General features: G+C 49.9%; 18 protein-coding genes and 2 pseudogenes. 4 read left to right on the top strand and 16 right to left on the bottom strand.

Going from position 1 to position 20,248, the window contains the following annotated elements; genetic code table 11:
• Position 1: 1 nt before the first annotated feature.
• From traN to NQ518_RS08645, 14 genes are all read right to left on the bottom strand, one after another.
• On the bottom strand, positions 2–988 hold the full coding sequence (gene traN, locus NQ518_RS08710) for a conjugative transposon protein TraN (protein ID WP_004291522.1): 987 nt from the start codon (positions 986–988) through the stop codon (positions 2–4).
• 34 nt (positions 989–1,022) lie between these two features.
• Entirely contained in the window at positions 1,023–2,375 is a 1,353-nt protein-coding gene (gene traM / locus NQ518_RS08705; RefSeq protein WP_004291521.1) for a conjugative transposon protein TraM, read from the bottom strand.
• Positions 2,356–2,643, bottom strand: a complete 288-nt coding sequence (locus NQ518_RS08700; protein ID WP_018697145.1) for a TraL conjugative transposon family protein — start codon at positions 2,641–2,643, stop codon at positions 2,356–2,358. The genes traM and NQ518_RS08700 overlap by 20 nt, the downstream gene beginning before the upstream one ends.
• 27 nt (positions 2,644–2,670) lie before the next feature.
• On the bottom strand, positions 2,671–3,294 hold the full coding sequence (gene traK, locus NQ518_RS08695) for a conjugative transposon protein TraK (RefSeq protein ID WP_004291519.1): 624 nt from the start codon (positions 3,292–3,294) through the stop codon (positions 2,671–2,673).
• A gap of 31 nt (positions 3,295–3,325) precedes the next feature.
• Entirely contained in the window at positions 3,326–4,330 is a 1,005-nt protein-coding gene (gene traJ / locus NQ518_RS08690) for a conjugative transposon protein TraJ (protein WP_004291518.1), read from the bottom strand.
• 3 nt (positions 4,331–4,333) lie between these two features.
• The gene (locus tag NQ518_RS08685; RefSeq protein WP_004304283.1) at positions 4,334–4,963 is read right to left on the bottom strand and encodes a DUF4141 domain-containing protein; all 630 of its coding nucleotides are present in this window, start codon (positions 4,961–4,963) and stop codon (positions 4,334–4,336) included.
• Between the two features lie 23 nt (positions 4,964–4,986).
• Positions 4,987–5,367 carry a DUF3876 domain-containing protein gene (locus NQ518_RS08680; protein ID WP_004291516.1) on the bottom strand — a complete coding sequence of 127 codons (381 nt, stop codon included), beginning with the start codon at positions 5,365–5,367 and terminating at the stop codon, positions 4,987–4,989.
• A 40-nt stretch (positions 5,368–5,407) separates the two neighbouring features.
• Positions 5,408–7,912 (bottom strand): TraG family conjugative transposon ATPase, encoded by a 2,505-nt coding sequence (locus NQ518_RS08675; protein ID WP_004291515.1) that lies wholly within the window; start codon positions 7,910–7,912, stop codon positions 5,408–5,410.
• On the bottom strand, positions 7,909–8,241 hold the full coding sequence (locus tag NQ518_RS08670) for a DUF4133 domain-containing protein (protein WP_004291514.1): 333 nt from the start codon (positions 8,239–8,241) through the stop codon (positions 7,909–7,911). Before NQ518_RS08670 ends, NQ518_RS08675 begins: the two co-directional genes overlap by 4 nt.
• A gap of 10 nt (positions 8,242–8,251) precedes the next feature.
• A complete protein-coding gene (locus NQ518_RS08665; protein WP_002560983.1) occupies positions 8,252–8,569 on the bottom strand; it encodes a DUF4134 domain-containing protein in 318 nt (105 codons plus the stop codon).
• Positions 8,570–8,770: 201 nt separating this feature from the next.
• A complete protein-coding gene (locus NQ518_RS08660; protein ID WP_004304280.1) occupies positions 8,771–9,499 on the bottom strand; it encodes a hypothetical protein in 729 nt (242 codons plus the stop codon).
• A gap of 16 nt (positions 9,500–9,515) precedes the next feature.
• Positions 9,516–9,869, bottom strand: a complete 354-nt coding sequence (locus NQ518_RS08655; protein WP_004291505.1) for a DUF3408 domain-containing protein — start codon at positions 9,867–9,869, stop codon at positions 9,516–9,518.
• A 2-nt stretch (positions 9,870–9,871) separates the two neighbouring features.
• Positions 9,872–10,312, bottom strand: coding sequence for a DUF3408 domain-containing protein (locus NQ518_RS08650; protein ID WP_004291503.1), 441 nt, complete (start codon positions 10,310–10,312; stop codon positions 9,872–9,874).
• 2 nt (positions 10,313–10,314) lie between these two features.
• Positions 10,315–11,364 carry a ParA family protein gene (locus tag NQ518_RS08645; RefSeq protein WP_004291492.1) on the bottom strand — a complete coding sequence of 350 codons (1,050 nt, stop codon included), beginning with the start codon at positions 11,362–11,364 and terminating at the stop codon, positions 10,315–10,317.
• 421 nt (positions 11,365–11,785) lie between these two features.
• Between NQ518_RS08645 and mobA the strand changes: the two genes are divergently transcribed.
• Genes mobA through mobC form a run of 3 tightly spaced genes read left to right on the top strand, consistent with a single transcriptional unit; the run spans position 11,786 to position 15,489 of the window.
• Positions 11,786–12,214: a conjugal transfer protein MobA gene (gene mobA / locus NQ518_RS08640; protein WP_004291488.1), complete on the top strand. Its 429-nt coding sequence runs from the start codon at positions 11,786–11,788 to the stop codon at positions 12,212–12,214.
• A complete protein-coding gene (gene mobB / locus NQ518_RS08635) occupies positions 12,193–13,440 on the top strand; it encodes a conjugal transfer protein MobB (protein ID WP_004291483.1) in 1,248 nt (415 codons plus the stop codon). The genes mobA and mobB overlap by 22 nt, the downstream gene beginning before the upstream one ends.
• A 30-nt stretch (positions 13,441–13,470) precedes the next feature.
• Complete coding sequence (mobC, locus tag NQ518_RS08630) at positions 13,471–15,489, top strand: conjugal transfer protein MobC (RefSeq protein ID WP_004291482.1); 2,019 nt, start codon at positions 13,471–13,473, stop codon at positions 15,487–15,489.
• Positions 15,490–15,620: 131 nt separating this feature from the next.
• On the opposite strand, the pseudogene NQ518_RS08625 reads toward mobC, so the two are convergent.
• A pseudogene (locus NQ518_RS08625) lies at positions 15,621–16,463 on the bottom strand (P-loop NTPase fold protein); the annotation flags it as partial.
• A 134-nt stretch (positions 16,464–16,597) separates the two neighbouring features.
• On the opposite strand from NQ518_RS08625, the gene NQ518_RS08620 reads away from it, so the two are divergent.
• Complete coding sequence (locus tag NQ518_RS08620) at positions 16,598–17,770, top strand: IS4 family transposase (protein WP_227208630.1); 1,173 nt, start codon at positions 16,598–16,600, stop codon at positions 17,768–17,770.
• A gap of 51 nt (positions 17,771–17,821) precedes the next feature.
• Here the strand turns inward: NQ518_RS08620 and NQ518_RS08615 are convergent.
• Positions 17,822–20,242: pseudogene (locus NQ518_RS08615) on the bottom strand (P-loop NTPase fold protein); the annotation flags it as partial.
• Between the last annotated feature and the right edge of the window lie 6 nt (positions 20,243–20,248).

Below are 20,248 nucleotides of genomic sequence, written 5' to 3'. Positions count from 1 at the left end.
GTCAGCGTACTTGAAGTTCGTTGATGGTACCCGCGCGTACCAAATCCTCGTTCTCAATCACGAAGGACTGGTGACGGCCGCCGTTCTTCTCGTTCAATTCCACCACGAGGCACTTGTCATCGGGGATGGTGAACTTCGCCATCGTGAAGACCGTGCGCTCGCTCTTTTTGCCCGGCACGAGGGTGGCGTAGTTCTGCGCGCGGAGCGGCAGAATAATCTGCTCCTGCACGGCAGTACGCTTCGCAACCTTCTTGTCCACGATTTTCCAAGTGATGTAGTCCACATCGAAAGGCACGTTGCTCTGGTTCTTTATCTCCGTGTGGAAATAAAGCAAGCCGTTGTGCGTGTAGATGCCTTTCAACAGGTATTGGATGCCGAAACGCTTGCAGCCGATATGCTTCACCTCGCGCTTGTTCTGTTTGTGGATGGACTTCATGATAAGGCGCACCAGCATCGGGCTTTCGCTGCCCAGCTCTTTCAGATAGATTTCCTGCGCGTTGTTCGGGCGGTTCACCGTGCTGCCGTCATGGATGAAGTCGCACATCTCCACGTTGAGCAACAGCGGTTCGGCGGCGTACTTCACGTTGAAGGTGTAGAAACTGCCGTCCTCCGTGATGACGGACATATTCGTTTCGTTGGGAAAATTCCTTACGGTAGCCTTCACACGGATGATGTTCTCCGCTCCGTCGGCTTTCCCGGCAATCAGGTCGGGCGAGCCTAAATCGACATAGCGCACCTCCGCCGGAAAAATGACGTGGACGGTCTTGTCGTAGGTCACTTCCAGACCGTGCGGCGGTATCATGCGGTCGAAGGTCAGCTTGCGTGACAGCCCGTGATATAGGTCGCCGTCCGCCTCCTTCTGCGGATAGACCTCCTTCGTCAAGGTCGGTTGTTCACTTCCGTTGGTCGTTTCAACGGTTACATTCTCCTGCGCGTTGGCAGTTATGATGCCCATAGCGAGGGCAAACATGATGATTACTTTTCTCATTACTTTTGGATTTTAGTGGTAATTTTTATTGTTTTCAATATTTTTCTTGGTAAAGCATGACCCTGTACCCGGCTTTCAGATGCACCTTGACGGTTCGCATCTTTTTGGCGATGTACTGGCTCGTGCCTTGTATCAGCCCCTTGCCCAAGTCGGAGGCGAGCTGCGCCCCGGCATTGGTGGAGATGTTGATGCTGCTTCCCAGCGAGCCGCCCATGTTGGCGGCGACCTCCCGGACGGCGTTCATCTCCATCGAGTTCGGGATGAAGATGCCGGGCTGTCCGTCCGTGTCATAGACCGCAAGCTCCACGGGGATAATCGTGCCGTCGTATTCCAGCGAGGTAATCTCGATGTCGAGCCGCTCACCCTGTATCTTGCCCGTGCCGACCACCACCGCACCCCGGGGTATTGTCCTGCCTGCCACCGCCATAGGCTCCAGCAGGCGCAGCCTTACCGTCTGCCCGTCCGTCACGCTCTGCGCCCCATGCACGCACGCCGGTATGGTGTTCCTGTCCAATACCTCCGCCGTGCCGACAGCCGTGTTGAAACCCCGGTTGCGTTCCTGCGATAAGGCGGCGACAAACTCCGCGTTACTCATAGGCTGTGAGAGTGAAGAAACTACTTGATGCTCCACCTGTCTGATAGGCATTGCCTTGTTCTTCTTCCCTTTCTGCACGGTAGTTGGCTCTGCCCTCTGTTCCGCCGATGGCTGTCCTCCGTTCTGACCGCCCATGTACTTTGCCGCCAGCTCGTAGGACTTCTCCATAAGAGCCACCTGCTCGTCCATAGAGGAAGCCTTGCCCCTCTCGCTTTCCAGTTCCGACTCCAGCGATGCGATGCGCTCCAACAATTCGTCCATCTCCGCATTGTCGTTTTTCGGCTGGTCGTAGAAGTTTCCGAGCGTGGCGTTCAGGTCACGGTAGGCGGCTGCGGAGGACTGGATGGTCTGCGGCGTGGCTGGCTTTGCCCTTTCTTCCTTGCCGCCCGGATTGGCGAGGTCGAAGTCCACTCCGTTCTCCGTTCCCGCTATCTCGCGGTCGAACATGTCGCCCAGCTGCCCGATGGCACGGTTGCGGCTCTCCTGACGCTCTTCCATCTCCCCATGCTCGTAGGCTTTCAGCTTGTCGCCGATAATCTGCCGGTTCGCCTTGTCAGCGTCGGGCATCTCGGTGTTGTATCCGTCCGTTCCCGGCGGTTGCTCCTTGCCGGAGGACGGGGCGAATATCAGCCACATCGCCCCGATGAACACCAACACCATAGCGGGCAGCACGATCATCTTCTGCCGTTTCAGCCGTTGCGCCTCTGTCAGCGGTTCGCGCTCCTTTTTCGGTTTCCCCGTTTCGGGAGCAGCTTTGTTCTCTTTCGTCGGTTCATTCTTTGTCTGTTCCATATAAATAAGGTGTTAAGTGATTGCCTGTTTCCGCCGGGGTCGGCAGTTCCACCCGTCCGGCGTGTCCCGTTTCCATATGTGAGCCGTCGTTCCTGCCGATGTCATAGACGGCTCTGCCGAAGGTGTAAAGGGCAAGCACCGCGAAGGCGGCGAACATCCCCAGCACGATGCGGCGGCGTGTTTCCGGCGGCAAGCCGTCCAGATACCCTTTGAGACTTGCCGCCAAGCGTTTCCGTTTGTCGTGGAGTTTCCAATACATGCCCCACATTGATTTTCTGATACTTTTCATGTCCTGTTACCGTTTGATAGTCTGTAAATCCTTGTTCTCAATGATGGTGAAACCCTCGATGGTAAAACCGTTCGGGTTGTCATCCGACCGCGATGCGTTCAGCAGGCGGCAGGTGGTCACGAGGCTGCGCTCGGTGACGTTGCTCTGCCGGATGATTTTCTGTGTGGCGTAGGTCACGGCACGGTAGGGATAGGCGTTGAAGTCGCACACCACGCTGTCCACCTTCAGCACTTGGTTGATGTTCCCGGCGATGATGCGGTTGTAGTACCCCTTCTCCGCGAAGTCCGAATAATAGTGGTACACGCTCTTGTCCGCCAGCAGCAAGGCACGTTTCACGTTGTGTTCAATCGCGCTTTTTTCAGGTGATAGCGTGAAGAACATCTCGTGGAAACGGCGCACATGTTCCCGTGCCTCCGCCGGGCGGTTCTGCGACAAATCCTGAGACAAGGCGAGCATCAGGCTCTTGCCGTTGTCCAGCACATAGATTTTCTCCCGTTGCTTCTCTGCGAAACGGTAGGAGTTCCACACGCTCCACACCGTCACCACGGCGCACAGCGAGAGGAAGACGATACCGAACAGGCGTATCTGCCTGAACGACGATTCGATGTTTCTAAGTGATTTGAATTCCATTTATATTTTCCAATTTATGATTGCACATTGATTATTTCAGCAATTTGCCGACACGTCCGACTGCGTTTCCTGCGGCTGCACCCGCCACGCTGCCCGCCATGCTTCCGGCTCGTCCCGCCATCTGGTTCACGTTGCGACCGTAACCGCCCATGCCTCCGGCTTGGATAATCCAGCCCGCAACGGTGGGAATGGTAAAGTAGCCGATGATGCCGATGCAGAGGAATACGATATACACCCCGTCGCTCGAATCCAGCGAGAAGTTCGGGTCTGCCTGCATCCGCTCGATGTCGTTTTGCAGCATCAGAACCTGTATCTTCGCCAGTATGGTGCTGAACATGTCCGATACCGGTAGCCACAGATAGACCTGTATATAGCGGCATATCCACTGCGTGAGCGTGTTTTGGAAACCGTCCCATACCGACAGGGCGAAGGCTATCGGACCGAGAATCGCCAGCACCACGAGAAAGAAGGTGCGGACGGTGTCTATCACGAGGGCGGCGGCTTGGAACAGCAGTTCGAGTATCTCGCGGAAGAAGTCGCGGATGCTCTTCTTCATGTTGTACATTCCCCGGTCGATATACATTCCCGCCATCGTCACCATGTCGGAGGGCGACCAGCCGAGTTCCTCCAGTTGCTTGTCAAATTCCTCGTTGGACACGAGGTAGGCGGTTTCGGGGTTGCGTACCATCGCCTCGTATTCCAGTTTGTCCTTCTGCTCCCGGTATCGGTTCATGTCCAGCGTTTCCGCCTCCAGCATCTTTGCCGTGCCCTGTACGACGGGTGAGAGGATGCTGTTTATCGTGCCCAGCACCACAGTCGGGAAGAACATGATGCACAGACCGATGGCAAAAGGACGGAGCATCGGGAATACGTCTATCGGTTCAGCTCTCGCCAGCGACTGCCATACCCGGTAGGCGACGTAGAACAGCGCACCCAGCCCGGCGATGCCTTTCGCCACACCAGCCATGTCCCCACACAGCGGCATCATCTGCTCATAAAGTGAACGTAAAATCTGATGAAGGTTGTCGAACTTCATAGGCTACCAGTATCTTTCGTTCATGTTCCCGTACAGCCCCATGATGCGGTCGAGGTCGTTCTTCTTTTTCGCACGCAGGTAACTCACGGAGATGTTCTTGTTCGTGTAGTAGCTCACGAGGTTGCGGTAACGCTTCATCTTCGAGTGGCAGCGTTCCACCACGTCCATGCGCTCCTTGTCGGTCATGGAGAGCGTGGTGATGTTCACCACGTTCCTGAGTTCCGTCAACACTTCGTTGCTTTCCTCCAGCAGTTTCGTGTAGCCGAAAGCGATTGCGGAAAGCTCTTCGGGTCTGAAATTCCCGTCACGGAGCATCCGTTGGAAACTGTTCACATAGATGTCTGTGATGTCGCCCACCATCAGGATGGTCTGCTGCACCTTGCGGGCGTCCTTGACCAGATTGTTCACCGATTTGAGGGCATCGTAATACTTCTTGCCCTGCTGATAGATTTTCACCGTCTCCTGAAAGTTGCTCACCATGTTCGTGGCGGTCTTGGAGGTATGGATGATGTTTTTGGAGGCATTGATGATGCCCTGCGCTAGATTGCCCGGATCGCTTACGACCCACTGTGCGCTTGCCCTGCCCGCGAAAAGCAGGCACAGGCAGATAATCATTGTTATTCTTGTTCTCATGTTACTTTGGATTTTAGTGGTTGTTATTCTTCGGTCGGATGTCCCGGCTGCGGCTTCACCCGCACATAGTCCCCGTTTGGCGAGAAAGTCAGCACATCCGTGGCCTCGTTGTAGGACACGTCGATGCGGAAGCCGGTGTTCATGAACAGGTTGCCGTTCTCCTCCTGCAAGAGATAGGTTTCCGGCTTGAGCTTGCGGCGCAGACCGCTACGACGGAACACCGTCACTTTGTAGGCTTCGCCCTCCTTGTAGATAAGCACGTCAGGTTTTCCCTCCACGCTCTCCCAGTTCCCGCACAGCATGTCGCGGCGGTTGTCGGCCACGTCGCAGGATTGCAGCATCATGACCGCCAATCCGATAAGGCACTTGCTGACTTGCAGCATTTTCACTTTTGGTAAATTCATACGCGTTTTTCTTTTTTGGTTGATACATTCTGTTTTTTAGTTATTCCTTGTTTCTCCGCCTTTCGGCAAGCTGCCGGATGGCGGCTTCGATGTCGTCGCCCAGCTTCTCCGCCAGACGGTAAACCTCCACTTTTTCCGTTTCCTCGGTGGTGTACGCCAGATACTCTTCCGCGCTGACCTCCGTGGCATAGACCGCCGACTGCGTGCCGCCCAAGCCTATCCACACCTCCTTGTAGAGCCGTGAAGGGTTGTTCGCCATGTTGATGGAGAGTATCTGCGACTTCTCCTTTTCCGTCAGTCCGAGCAACGCCTGTATCTGGTCGAACTTGTTCATATATTTCCTTTGGTCAAGCAGGATTTTACAATCCGAGTTGTTGATAATGCTCTCTTTGACCACCGGAGAACTGATAATGTCGTCCACCTCCTGCGTCACCACGATTGCCTCGCCGTAATATTTTCTGACCGTCTTATACATATAGCGCAGATATTCAGCCATGTTCGCCGATGAGAGGGCCTTCCAAGCCTCTTCCACGATAAGCTGTTTCCGCACGCCTTTCAGCCGCCGCATCTTGTTGATGAAGGCTTCCATGATGATGATGGTCACGACGGGGAACAGTTCGCGGTTTTCTTTAATCGAATCTATCTCGAAGACGATGAACCGCTTGCCGAGCAGGTCGATGTTCTCCGTGGAGTTGAGCAGGAAATCGTAACGCCCGCCCCGGTAATACTGCCGCATGGTGGTGAGCATGTTGTCGATGTTGAAGTCGGACTTCTCCACCTTGATGTCACGCTGTGCCAGTTCCTTGCGGTAGTCGTCACGCATATACTCGTAGAAGGTGTTGAACGACGGCACGATGCTACGGTCGGATTGGATGCGCTCAATATAGGCACTCACGGCACTGCCCAGCTCGCCGCTCTCCGTCTTTGTCACCTTGTCGTCCTCCGACTTCCAGAGCGTCAGCAACAGGGTCTTGATGCTGTCCTTCTTCTCCACGTCGAAGATGTAATCGTCGGTGTAGAACGGGTTGAAGCTGATGGGCTTATCTTCCGTGTAGGTGAAATACACACCGTCCGCTCCGCCTGTCTTGCGTCGGATCATGCCGCACAAGCCCTGATAGGAGTTTCCCGTGTCCACCAATACCACATGTGCGCCTTGCTCATAATATTGGCGCACGAGGTGGTTCATGAAGAAAGACTTGCCGCTGCCCGAAGGACCCAGCACGAACTTGTTGCGGTTGGTCGTGATACCTCGCTTCATGGGCAGGTCGGAGATGTCAAGGTGCAGCGGTTTTCCCGTGAGCCTGTCCACCATCTTGATGCCGAAGGGCGAGAGCGAGCTGCGGTAGTTGGTTTCCTCTGTGAACAGGCACACCGCCTGTTCGATGAAGGTGTGGAAACTCTCTTCCGCCGGGAAGTCCGCCGCATTGCCGGGTATCGCCGCCCAGTAGAGTGTCGGGCAGTCGATGGTGTTGTGGCGCGGCACGCATTCCATGCTTGCCAACTGGCTGCCCACGTCGTTCTTGATATGCTTCAGTTCCTCCGCATCGTCGCTCCACGCCATGACGTTGAAGTGTGCCCGTACCGAGGTCAGTCCGTAGGAATGGGCTTCGTTCAGGTATTGGTCTATCCACTCGCGGTTGATGCTGTTGCTCCTTGAATAGCGAGATAGCGACTGCATGTTACGGGCGGACTTCTCGAACTTCTGCAAGGTTTCCTCACTGTTGTCTATCAGCACATACTGGTTGTAGATATGGTTGCAGGAGAGCAGAAGCCCCACCGGGGAGGCGAATGACAGTCGGCAGTCACTCCGGTCGGTGGAGAGCTTCTCGTAACGGGTGTCGGTAGCCACCTTGCCCGGCAGGTCTTCCGCGTCGGAGAGGGTGTGCAGACACAGGCGGTTGTCGCCGATGCGCATCTCCCTTGCCGAAAGCTCGATGTCCTGCAAGGTGGTGTCACCTTCCGGCATGAGCGAGAAGTAGCGTTCAATAAGTCCCGTCTTTCCCTCAGTACCCACAATCTCATCGGTGGAGAGGCGGCGCAGCCTGACAAGCCCGCTGTCGTTCATGATGCGCTCGAACTGTTCGCAGGCTTCCAAGAACTTGGTCGTGGTTTCCCTGTCCAGCTCCTTCGGGATGATATGTCCCCGGCACAGCGTGCTGAAATTGCTCTGCATCCGGTTACGCTCCTTTGTTGTCTTGGTCAGGTAGAGGTAGCAGGTGTGTTTCAGGTACGGACGCTCGTTGAAGTGACGCTCGAAAGAGCGGCTTAAAAAGCTCATGTCGTCCTTCTGAAGCTCCGGTTTGTAGCGTTCCTTGATGAACCAGTCCTGTTTGTGGACGACGGAGTAGTCCGGCAGCACCTTGATAGCCTTGCACCAGCAACTGTGTATCGCCTCGTACTCCGCACCCGTCACGGTGTAAAGTTCCGGTAGTTCCACCTCGAAAGCCACCGTGATGTCGGCGTCCTTTGAGATGATGCAGCCATGCTCCACCGCTAAAAGTGGGAACCTGTTTTCCAGTGTTGTCATTTTCGATGTATTCCTCATTGTCTTTCTTCCTTTCGTTGTCGTTTGAACAGACGGGTTATCCGCCGCCGGTTGATAAGGTATCGGGGATGGCTCCGTGCCGCTCCTAATTTCATCAGCCCGTGTTCACCGTACCGGGCGTTCAGCGCGAAGGTCTGCCATACAAGGAGGGAGGACGATGCCGCGCCGAAGCCGATACATATCCACTGGTCGATACCGACCATGTAGAGGATGACGAACAGGACGAAGAGAGCCAGCAGACCTCCGCAGAAGATGAAGAGGTACTGTGCCTTCAAGCCCTTGAACTCTACCGGACGGCCGATACCCTTGTTGATTGGGTATTCAGCCATACATTATTTATTAAAGGAAGAATGAGCGCAGGATGGTGGCGGCAACAATCAGGAAGATGCACGCGCCGAACCACGAGGCGGCTGTCTTGCTGGTGTCGGGGTCGCCCGATGAAAACTTGCCGTACACTTTTACGCCCCCGATAAGCCCGACGACTGCACCGATGGCGTATATCAGTTTAGTTCCGGGGTCGAAATAAGAACTCACCATAGAGGTGGCTTCGTTGATGCCCGCGATGCCGTTTCCCTGCGCGAAAGCGGAGGCGGTTGCGGCGATGACAAGTGCCGCGGAGAGGATTGCTTTTCTGTTTTTCAAGATGTTCTTGTTCATAAACTGTTCTTGTTTTTTGCCGTCAAAAGGGTGGATGGTCCTTTGTCGGGCGGTTGATACTTTGTTTCTTTACTTTGGTTTTAGTGGATGCCCGTTTGTTTCCACGGACGTGGGCGTGTCCGTTGCGGATGGGGATGCGCCTTGCGTTTCCTCGCCGCGTGGGTTGATGTCATTCTTTCATGTTCATTTCTTTTATTGTTGTCATACATAGTTGCGAATGTCGAACTCCTCGATGTTGTCCGGCACGACGAACTCCTTTTCAGATTTCTTCAGCCGAATCTCGATAAGCCCCTTGATGCGGATGCCTATCTCCGAAGAGCCTTCCATCATTTTCTCGTACAACTCCGTGCCCTCCATGTCGGTGAACACCTTAGCCGCCTTTTCACGTTCCGCCTGTGTCGCGTCCGGGTTTTTGGCGGTCTTGCAGGCGTCGTCAATCTCGTCAAAGCTGCTGCCCGAAGCCCGTGGCGTGTCCGAGGCGTCCTCTTCCGGTTCGTCGTCCCCGTATCCCAGTTCCTCCGGCGGTATGCTCGTGAAGGTCTCATCGAGTTTTTCCTCCGGGACTTGTGCCGGGCGGGATGCGTTTCCCGTTTTTCCGTCGTCAAAAGTAGCCTCTTCCTCCGACAGCTCAATGCCTTTTTCAATAGTGGCGGCTTCTTGCGTCGGTATGGCAGCGGTTGTCCGGGTGGATGCCATCCTGAAACGGCTCTTGCCGATGATGTCCGCCTTTTCCGCAGGGACTTCCTCGTGTGCCGCTATGCGTTTAGCCTCATTCCCGTCCAGTGACCGCCATAATCCGACAATGCCCTTGAAGAAGCGGACAATCCGCGTGTCCATGATGCGCTCGTAAAGGAGCAGGAACAGGAACCAGAGGTTGCAGCCGACCGATACCGCCAGCAGAATGTCTGTCATGCTGATTGTGTAATTCATATCCTTCCGTTTTTGGTTAGAATACTGAATTGTAATTTCGGGCATAAAGGCTCTTTATCGCATCTTCGCACTGGTTGAAGTGGTGCGTCAGCACATGGTCGATGTAAGCGGACAGCGTAAGCCGGTCATGCCCGATTACACGGGTGATACGCATGATACGCTCGTGGTACTCCGGGCGCACATACGCCATCTTCCCCTCACGTGCCTTTACTTCCGGGTCGCGGATGAACAGGCGTTCATAGTCCTTCTCACTGCATTTGCCGCTTACCGGGACAGGCGACAGTATTTCCACACTCGCCTGCACTTGGGTAAACATACCTCCGCAGTCTTGCTGTGGTCTTTTTTCATTCGGTGTCATTTCTTTTTCCATTTTCAAATCAGATCTTCACGTTGTTTCTTGTACAGTTCGTTGATTCTCTCCTTGTGCTGTTCCAGATGCTGGCGCAGCACGGTATCCACATATCCGCCTACTGAGATTTCCCCTCCGGCGATGTCGTTCACGATTCTGAGGATCTTGCCGTGGACGTCACGGCTGATATAGACACATTGGCGGGTCTTTATCTCGTTGCGGCGCAGGAATAGCTCGTTGTAGTCCTCGTCCTGCCTTTTCCGGCGTCCACTTTCCCTCTGCGCTTTTTCCCGTGTTACGGGTTGCACAGGAGATGGTTCCGGTGCGGCGGTGTCCTCTTCGGTCGGTGCAGCTGCGGGTACTTCCTGTGCGGGGCGCAGTGTCCCGTCCTGTGTGCGCCGCCCGATGGAGGCTAACAGCAGTTCCTCGTCGATGCCTTCCGTGTTCACTTTCCTGCTGCCCATGCTCACTGCGGTCTGATGATGTCGCTTATCTCTTCGGAAAACTCCCGGATGCCACTCCCTTTCAGCAGTGCCGTGTCCATCGGGAAGATGGTGGAGCGGAAAACGCTCTTGCGCTCTTCCGAAAGGTCACGGCGGAACTTCTTGCTGTCGGGCAAGCGGGTGGAAAGTACCGGAAAGCCCATTTCGGCTATCACTTCCTCGTAGATGCCGTACAAGTCGTTCCTCTCCCTGCCGTCCACCATCGTCCAGAACAGATGCAGCCCCTTTGTTTTCGCCTGTCCGGTAGTCATCAGCCTGTCGCGGAACATCGTGACGAATTTCAGGGTACTCTCCACGACAAAGCGGTCGGCACTCAGCGGAGTGAAAATGTAGTCCATCTGCGAGAGCGTCTTTATCACGCCGTTGCTTCGGAGTGTGCCGGGCATGTCGAAGAACACCACGTCGGGTTTCACGTCCTCAGTGGCAATCATCCTCTCGGCATCGTCGAGGGCGTTCACCGCATTGCTTTTGACGATGGTGTAGGCGTTCTTTTTGATCCGGCGGAAATGGTCGCAAGCGAGAGCCTTGAAGTAGGTGCTGCTGTCGATAAGCCCCATTTCGTGTTCGCGCAGCCCGTGGATGCTGTGCTGCGGGTCGTCGCAGTCCACGACGGCGACATTGTAGCCTTTCACGTTGTGCAGGTAGCTGGCGGCAAGTGCCGTGACAGTGGATTTGCCGATGCCACCTTTCTGTGTTGCGAATGCAACGAAGATTTCCTTACTCATAGTTCCATTTATTTTAATTGTTGATGATTTGTTTTTCTGTTTCCATACGGATTTGGCTGTCGCACCATCCGCTTCCGTGACTACACACGCAGGCGGGTCGTCGCGTATCCGGTTCTGTGGTGAAGCGGTGCGTCGGACAAATGGTGATTGACGACATTGCGTCATGAAGTCATTGAATCCATACGTCACCGAATTGTCGGAGAACCGGGTTTCCGACGGTTCGGGTATCCGTTTCGGCAAGTATCCGAAGAAGCGGATTTCCGGGTATTTGAATGTTCCGTTTATCATATCTTCAAATCGTTCGTTTCTTGAATCATGCTGCAAATAAACAAGTATATTTTGGAACCTGTATCACTTCTCCGGCAAGTGGCGGCACGTTGCGCCGGTTGGCAGTCATTGACCGGGTCAAGCATCTGTCCGATACCGCTTTAAGGGCGTAACTTTGCACCCGGACAGCAGGGTTCGCCGATGACGCGCGGCCCGGAGTCCTGAAAGGTATTTTCCCAATCCGTCCCCTGACGGATTTTTATGTTCACCTGAACATAGCAAGATGTCTTTTCAGCCGCTCAAAATATTTTGAGCAGCCACGAAAAGCACTTGCCCTTGCAGGGGGCGGGCTTTCCCTCCGAAGTCGGGAAGCCTTTCAGAACTGCGGTGCTGTAATCCGAAGCGGCGGCTTATGCCGTCAATCCGCTAAATCCAAAGTAATATGAAAGAGAAAAGGAAAAGCAAATCAGGGAGAAATCCCAAACTTGATCCGGCGGTGTACCGGTACACCGTCCGTTTCAACGAGGAGGAACACAACCGTTTCCTCGCCATGTTCGGAAAATCGGGTGTCTATGCACGGTCTGTTTTCCTCAAAGCGCACTTCTTCGGGCAACCGTTCAAGGTGCTGAAGGTGGACAAGACGTTGGTGGACTATTACACCAAACTGTCGGATTTTCATGCACAATTCCGTGCCGTGGGTACGAATTACAACCAAGTCGTGAAGGAACTGAGGCTGCATTTTTCAGAGAAAAAGGCGATGGCGTTGCTCTACAAATTAGAGCAACACACCGTCGAACTCGTGAAACTGAGCCGCCGGATTGTGGAACTTTCAAGGGAAATGGAGGCAAAATGGTCGCAAAAATCAGTGTAGGAAGTTCGTTGTACGGCGCGATTGCCTACAACGGGGAGAAGATTAACGAGGCGCAGGGGCGGCTTCTCACCACCAACCGCATCTACAATGACGGTTCGGGAACGGTGGACATAGGCAAGGCGATGGAGGGTTTTCTCACCTTCCTGCCACCGCAGATGAAGATCGAGAAGCCGGTGGTGCATATCTCTCTCAACCCGCACCCGGAGGATGTGCTGACCGATATTGAGTTGCAGAATATCGCCCGCGAGTATCTGGAAAAACTCGGTTTCGGAAACCAGCCTTATCTTGTATTCAAGCACGAGGACATCGACCGCCACCACCTGCACATCGTGACGGTCAACGTGGACGAGAACGGGAAAAGGCTCAACCGGGATTTTCTCTACCGCCGCAGCGACCGTATCCGCAGGGAACTGGAACAGAAGTACGGATTGCATCCGGCAGAACGTAAAAATCAGAGATTGGATAATCCGTTGCGCAAGGTGGCCGCATCGGCAGGTGATGTGAAGAAGCAGGTAGGCAACACCGTGAAGGCTCTGAATGGGCAGTACCGTTTCCAGACGATGGGCGAATACCGTGCGCTCCTTTCCTTATATAATATGACGGTGGAGGAAGCGAGGGGCAACGTGCGCGGACGGGAGTATCACGGGCTGGTCTATTCCGTCACGGACGACAAGGGTAACAAGGTGGGCAACCCGTTCAAATCCTCGCTTTTCGGGAAGTCCGCAGGCTATGAAGCCGTACAGAAGAAGTTTGTCCGTTCCAAATCGGAAATCAAGGATAGGAAACTGGCAGACATGACGAAACGCACCGTCCTTTCCGTGCTGCAAGGCACTTATGACAAGGACAAATTTGTATCCCAACTCAAAGAGAAGGGCATCGACACCGTACTGCGCTACACAGAGGAAGGGCGCATCTATGGGGCTACCTTCATCGACCACCGCACGGGATGCGTGCTGAACGGTTCGCGCATGGGTAAGGAGCTTTCGGCGAATGCCTTGCAGGAACACTTCACCCTGCCATACGCCGGACAACCGCCGATACCGCTATCCATCCCTGTGGATGCTGCGGACAAGGCACACGGGCAGACCGCCTACGACAGTGAAGATATATCGGGCGGTATGGGCTTGCTCACTCCCGAAGGTCCGGCGGTAGATGCCGAGGAAGAGGCTTTCATCCGGGCGATGAAGCGCAAAAAGAAGAAAAAACGCAAGGGCTTGGGTATGTAATCAGAGTATCAACAATTAAAAAATCAATGTATGTCACAACAAGAAGACGATTTGAGGGCATTGGCGAAAATCATGGATTTTCTGCGTGCCGTGAGTATCATTTTAGTGGTCATGAACGTGTACTGGTTCTGCTACGAAGCCATCCGGCTGTGGGGCGTGAACATCGGCGTGGTGGACAAAATCCTTCTGAACTTCGACCGCACGGCGGGGCTGTTCCATTCCATTCTCTACACGAAGCTGTTTTCCGTCCTTTTGCTTGCCTTGTCCTGTCTGGGTACGAAGGGTGTCAAGGGTGAGAAAATCACTTGGGGGAGAATCTGGACAGCATTTGCCGTCGGGTTCGTGCTGTTTTTCCTGAACTGGTGGTTGCTGCCCCTGCCGCTGCCGCTTGAAGCGGTGACGGGACTGTATGTCCTTACCATTGGAACGGGCTATGTCTGCCTGTTGATGGGTGGTCTGTGGATGAGCCGCCTGTTGAAACACAATTTGATGGAGGATGTTTTCAACAACGAGAACGAGAGTTTCATGCAGGAAACGAGGCTTATCGAAAGCGAGTATTCGGTCAATCTGCCGACACGTTTCTATTACAGGAAACGCTGGAACAACGGTTGGATCAATGTAGTTAATCCCTTCCGTGCGTCCATCGTGTTGGGTACGCCGGGCAGCGGCAAGTCCTATGCCGTGGTAAACAATTTTATCAAGCAACAGATTGAAAAGGGCTTTAGTCAATACATCTACGATTTCAAGTATCCCGACCTATCTACTATTGCCTACAACCATTTGCTGAACCACCCGGACGGCTACAAGGTAAAGCCGAAGTTCTATGTGATCAACTTCGACGACCCGCGACGCTCTCATCGGTGCAATCCCATTCACCCGGATTTTATGGAAGATATTACGGATGCCTATGAGAGTGCCTACACAATAATGCTCAACCTCAATAAAACGTGGGTGCAAAAGCAGGGCGACTTCTTCGTGGAGTCACCTATCATTCTGTTTGCCAGTATTATCTGGTATCTCAAAATCTATCAGAACGGGAAGTTTTGCACGTTTCCCCATGCTATCGAGTTTCTGAACCGCCGTTACGAGGATATATTTCCGATACTGACCTCTTATCCGGAGCTGGAGAACTACCTTTCGCCGTTCATGGATGCGTGGCTTGGAGGGGCTGCGGAGCAGCTCATGGGTCAGATAGCGTCGGCAAAAATCCCGCTTTCGAGGATGATTTCACCGCAGCTCTACTGGGTGATGTCAGACAGCGAGTTTACGCTGGACATCAACAATCCCGAAGAGCCGAAAATCCTCTGCGTGGGTAACAATCCCGACCGTCAGAATATCTACGGTGCGGCACTCGGTCTGTATAATTCCCGTATCGTGAAGCTCATCAACAAGAAGGGGATGCTGAAGTCATCGGTCATCATCGACGAGTTGCCCACAATATACTTCAAAGGGTTGGACAATCTTATAGCTACCGCCCGAAGCAACAAGGTTGCCGTGTGTCTGGGCTTTCAGGATTTCAGCCAGTTAGTGCGTGACTACGGGGACAAAGAGGCGAAAGTGGTGATGAACACTGTCGGCAATATTTTCTCCGGTCAGGTGGTGGGGGAAACAGCCAAGACGCTCTCCGAGCGGTTCGGTAAGGTGTTGCAGAAACGGCAGTCCATCTCCATCAACCGGCAGGATGTTTCCACCTCCATCAACACGCAGATGGACGCGCTCATTCCACCGAGTAAGATTTCCGGGCTTACGCAGGGAATGTTTGTCGGTTCTGTATCCGACAACTTCAACGAGCGTATCGAGCAGAAGATTTTTCATTGCGAGATTGTGGTGGATGCCGAAAAGGTGAAACGGGAAGAAAGTGCCTACAAGAAAATTCCCGTCATTACAAACTTCACGGACGAGGACGGCAACGACCGCATGAAGGAAACGGTGCAGGCGAACTACCGGCGCATCAAGGAAGAGGTGAAGCAGATTGTGCAGGAGGAACTGGAGCGTATCAAAAACGATCCGGTGCTGTGTAAACTGCTACCAGATAATGAGACTGTCTAACAAGTCCCCAAAATTGAAAATTATCCCTATCGAAGTTTGAAGTGACCCCCAAAAGTTGGATACAATTTTTTTGGGGGGCACTTCAGTTCTGACGGGTAAAATCGTAAAATTCGGACTTGTTAGACAAATACTTACGCGGTTTCAACCTCAGGTACTGAATCTATCGAATTGACAAATTTAACCAATTGCGGATCTGAATCTTTTTGTATGAGGTTTCGGAGACTCTTTTTCAATTCATAAGCATCATCCCCTGCTGTATTTATTAAATCCATATAAAAATCTTTGTTTTGCAGAATCAATGAACGGCATGCCCCATCGGAAATTACAGGTTTCACTATTTTATCAATAACGTCTCCAGCTTGACTTTTCAAATTACCATGCGATCTAAGCCATGTTTCGAAAAATTGAAACTTTATTGCATTGATAGTCTTTTTACCGATGCAGAAATCATTTCTTATATCGGTAACTGTCGATTTAATTTTTCGTTTATCCAATCTTTCAACTATATTCTTGAAACAATTAGGGAAAGGATTCAAACTTTGAGTTCCAGAAGCAATATCCATCAGAATCTTTTTGCCAAATTCAGTCAAGTTATCTGGCAAGGATTTGATTTTAGCCAGTAAATGTTTTATTGCGACAAACCAATAATATGATGTATGTGCTGTTCTTTGGGCGTATAATGTATCAACACTTATTTCAGACAACGCTTCGAACGCTATTTTATTGATATGATCGGTCAGGACATTGCTTATTTTAGTGGTCAAATCGTAAAAAGATGCGTCAGGAATTACATCTTTAATATTGTTCTTAGTGATATACTTATCCAAATCGGTATTCCACTCTGCTAAATGCTCGATAAATACCTCATCCGTTACACCTATTCTGTTCTTAATATCTTCAAATTGGGGCAATATGTCTGAGAGCAATAATTTATAGCCAAGTTTATGATTTACCATGTATTGTAGTGTTTCATTTCACTACTGTCCACGAAAATCTTTTAATAATCTCTTGAAACGCCTATAAATACAAGCTTGTAGGAGATAAAATAGACTCCCTACTTTTGAAAAGAGTATCTTTGCCACAAATTACAATTTGAAAGCAGATACTTATGAACAAAGGTCGATACGTATTTTCACAGCTGTGCGACTTTCTGCCGACAGACCATTTCAAATGGTTGATAAAAAAGTATGAAGGTAATAAATATGTGAAGAGTTTCACTTGTTGGAATCATCTGATGGTTCTTCTATTTGGTCAGTTGTCTAATCGTGAGGGATTACGAGACCTTATTGTAACCATCACTCCGTTCAAGTCAGCGTTCCACCATCTTGGTTTTGGAAAGAATGTCAGTAGAAGCAATTTGAGCAAGGCCAATGAAATACGCGAAGTCAAGATATTCCAAGAGTTTGCAGACAAGATGGTTTCCATAGCAAGAGAGAAACGAGGAGTCGTCAAGGACTTCTTCATATCGAACAATGTCTATGCGTTTGACTCCTCAACAATATCATTGTGCCTTTCTGTATACTGGTGGACTAAACTGCATCATGGGAAAGGAGGAGTGAAATTGCATGAACTGTATGACGTGAAGACAGACATTCCGACATTTTCTGTCATTACAGACGCTTCAGTTCACGATTCTCAAGTGATGGAGCTAATTCCCTATGAGAAAGAGAGTTTCTATATATTTGACAGAGCGTATATGGCAACTAGGAAACTTTATATAATAGAAGGAGCAGAAGCTTACTTTGTCGTGAGAGAGAAGCATAAAATGCCGTTTGAGGTCATAGAGGATAAAGAATACAACAACCCTTCATCTGGAATTATGGCTGACCAAATTATACGTTTCAAGGGATACAAGACTAAGAAGCAATATCCAAATAAACTTCGACGAGTGGTATTCTATGACTATGATGGTAATAGGACATTTGTATTTTACACGAACAATTTTGAAATTACAGCGGAACAGGTTGCTATGCTTTACAAATACAGATGGAGAGTAGAACTGTTCTTCAAATGGCTGAAGCAACATCTGCGCATCAAAGAGTTTTATGGAACCTCGGAGAATGCTGTAAAAATACAAATCTATGCAGCTATCATTGCATATTGTCTTGTCGTTATCGTACAAGAATGTATGGGGCTAAAGCTTCAAACCTATGATGTTCTAAGAATTTTAAGCACGGCATTGTTGACAAAAATGCCATTGTGTGACTTGCTCATTGAACAGAAAGAGGAAGAATTTACTGAAGGAAAAAACCTGCAGCTCTGCCTCAATTTTGATGGGTAACTATCAATTTGTTACTTTTTGAAATGTTAAAGGGTTTTCGTGGACAGTAGTGGTTTCATTTAATAGCGGTATATTCCATCCCACACTATTTACTAATAAGTCTCCATGATCCACATAATAGTCCATGAGTTCTGCAACATATTTTATATCTCCACCCTCTATTAAGGAAACGGAATGACCATGTGCCAATTGCATGGCGACTAAATCGTAATATCCAGACTCTTTAATGTTTCGGCCATCAGTTTCTAATTCAGAATGCAACTGATTTATGTAGGTTGAATCTAACGTTACAGGTAAAGGTCTTTCTTCGTCAGATGCCAATAAACGATAGGTTGTAAATATAGCCCCTATATTATCTTTATTTACATTCTGTTCATCAATGCAATTCGTGATCGCTTGCAAAAGCGTTGGAAACGTATAGGTAGAATTATCTTTTAACGTTTTTACAATATCTGCATGGTCGAAATTATCGGGTAGTAAGTTTGCCAAATAATTATCGAGCGCCTCCGAATTTGTTGCTACTTGATAATATTTATATGCTTTAGTTGTCGCGTTATCCCGATAGGCAGCATCTGTTGCATTTGCAGCTTGAATATAATCGATAAATGTATTTGGCTTGACTGTTTTTGCTTCAATCAATGACGTAAAATCGCACGCCAACTTATTTTGCGCAATAAACCTGTCTATTGCATCTAACGTTTTGAAATAGTCGCCGCCATTGAAGTCATTGAACCGAACTATCTTCTTATATAATTGAGCAATCACATGGTTTTGGCTTTCCGTGTCTAAATGCAACAGCAGTTCTTGGTATTCGACAGGGAACACCTGCTTCTCTATGGATTCTTTTAATTTCAATTGTGCTATTCTTTGCCATACACGCAGAATAACATCGCTCTTTCGAGTTAATTTATGCAAACAATGTATAATCTTATCGATAAGCGCATTGTCCATACATTGTATAACTTCTTCTAATACAGTGTCAAATTGTTTATTAGTCTCTGCATATTGATTTATGTCGTGGTCTTCTTCTCCGTTGATGCAGCCTTCAATATATTTTTTCAATGGAATTTGTCGAGCATCTTCAACATCGACACCATATACCAAAGCTGCAATTTCGCGTTGTGTTTGCAGATCATTGTTAATTATTGTTTGAATGCCATTCAGATAGTCGCCGGACAATATTTGTTCTACTGGATTTGCCAGAATATCCGTCTTCTTCAAACAGAACAATGCTATGTTTATCATCAAAATTTCGTTACACCACTCTTGTTTAAGAGCGACCATCTCATTGATATATGATATAATTTCCCTAACATTGGCATTAGGATTTACCAATCTGAATATCCGATTTATAGTTTCTTTCGCTTCATTTTCTGTTTCTCCAAATGCTTCAACAAACAGTTTGTTGAATATACTTCGATAGTCGGTAATAACAGGAGGAGCAACACGATAAACAATAGGGAAAGTTTTATTGATAAAATACTTGGTCAGTTGTTTCGTTTGTTCGTCGGTCTCATCTCCGAATGCACAAGCTAAATGTGTTTCATCGAAAGGAATAACAGCCCAAACATTTTCAAAACCGCTATCGGCGAAGAACGTATGGATAGAAGACCATAATTCTTTTACTTTTTCAGCGGGGAGACGATCCATGTTGTCAAAAACAAGGACTAATTTACGTTGTCCTTTTTCCTTGATAAAATCAGAAATGTCTTGCATCCATGTTTTGAACTCGTAAACCGTTGGTTCGTCTTCGCTCAAAGTCTCATAGCAAACGTCCTTTTCGACTTTATCTTGATAAATAGCTAACATATAACTCCATCCATATTTATGATCTTTGCTATATGCCCATTTCCAAACGCACAATGCAATAAGAACTGGCAGTGCAGCTATGATAATAGACAATAAAGAAAACCACCATGTTGTGGGTGTAGGTTTTACTGCATACGCAATAAATGTAAATATCGGAGTTAAAACTGCAACCAAAAATGCCGCAACCATACCATTACTGATAAGGGGATATTTTTCGGTTACGGTCTCCGTTTTACGGGCTAATAAATATTTCAGCTTTTCAGACCATGATACGGTTTTCGTACCTCCACCTTTGACTTTTATTGTTGCATTTCCAGATAGGATACCATCATCAATAAGTTTGCTTGTAAGCAATTCCAATATAGAGCGGCGTTGCAAGTCCTCTTGATGTCCCCATGCGTCATACTCAAAAAAGTAATAGTCGTCTGATAATTCACGTTCCAACATTTTAACCACGTTGGATTTTCCAGATCCCCAAATACCTTCGATGCCGATAATTCGAGGTAAAGTACATTCCTCATCCAATGAATCATTCTGACAAAAATGGCGAGCAATAGTTTTTGCCAACCTTTCTTGCGAACCTCCATCGAATTTGTCAATACCACACGGTTTATTTTGGATAAACCGCGGATATTGCTGTTTGGATTGTAGTTTTGTTTCCATATACGT

Origin of the sequence: Hoylesella buccalis ATCC 35310, from assembly GCF_025151385.1 — a bacterium.
Taxonomy (GTDB): Bacteria; Bacteroidota; Bacteroidia; order Bacteroidales; family Bacteroidaceae; genus Prevotella; species Prevotella buccalis.
This window is presented reverse-complemented; position numbering and strand designations above follow the sequence as displayed.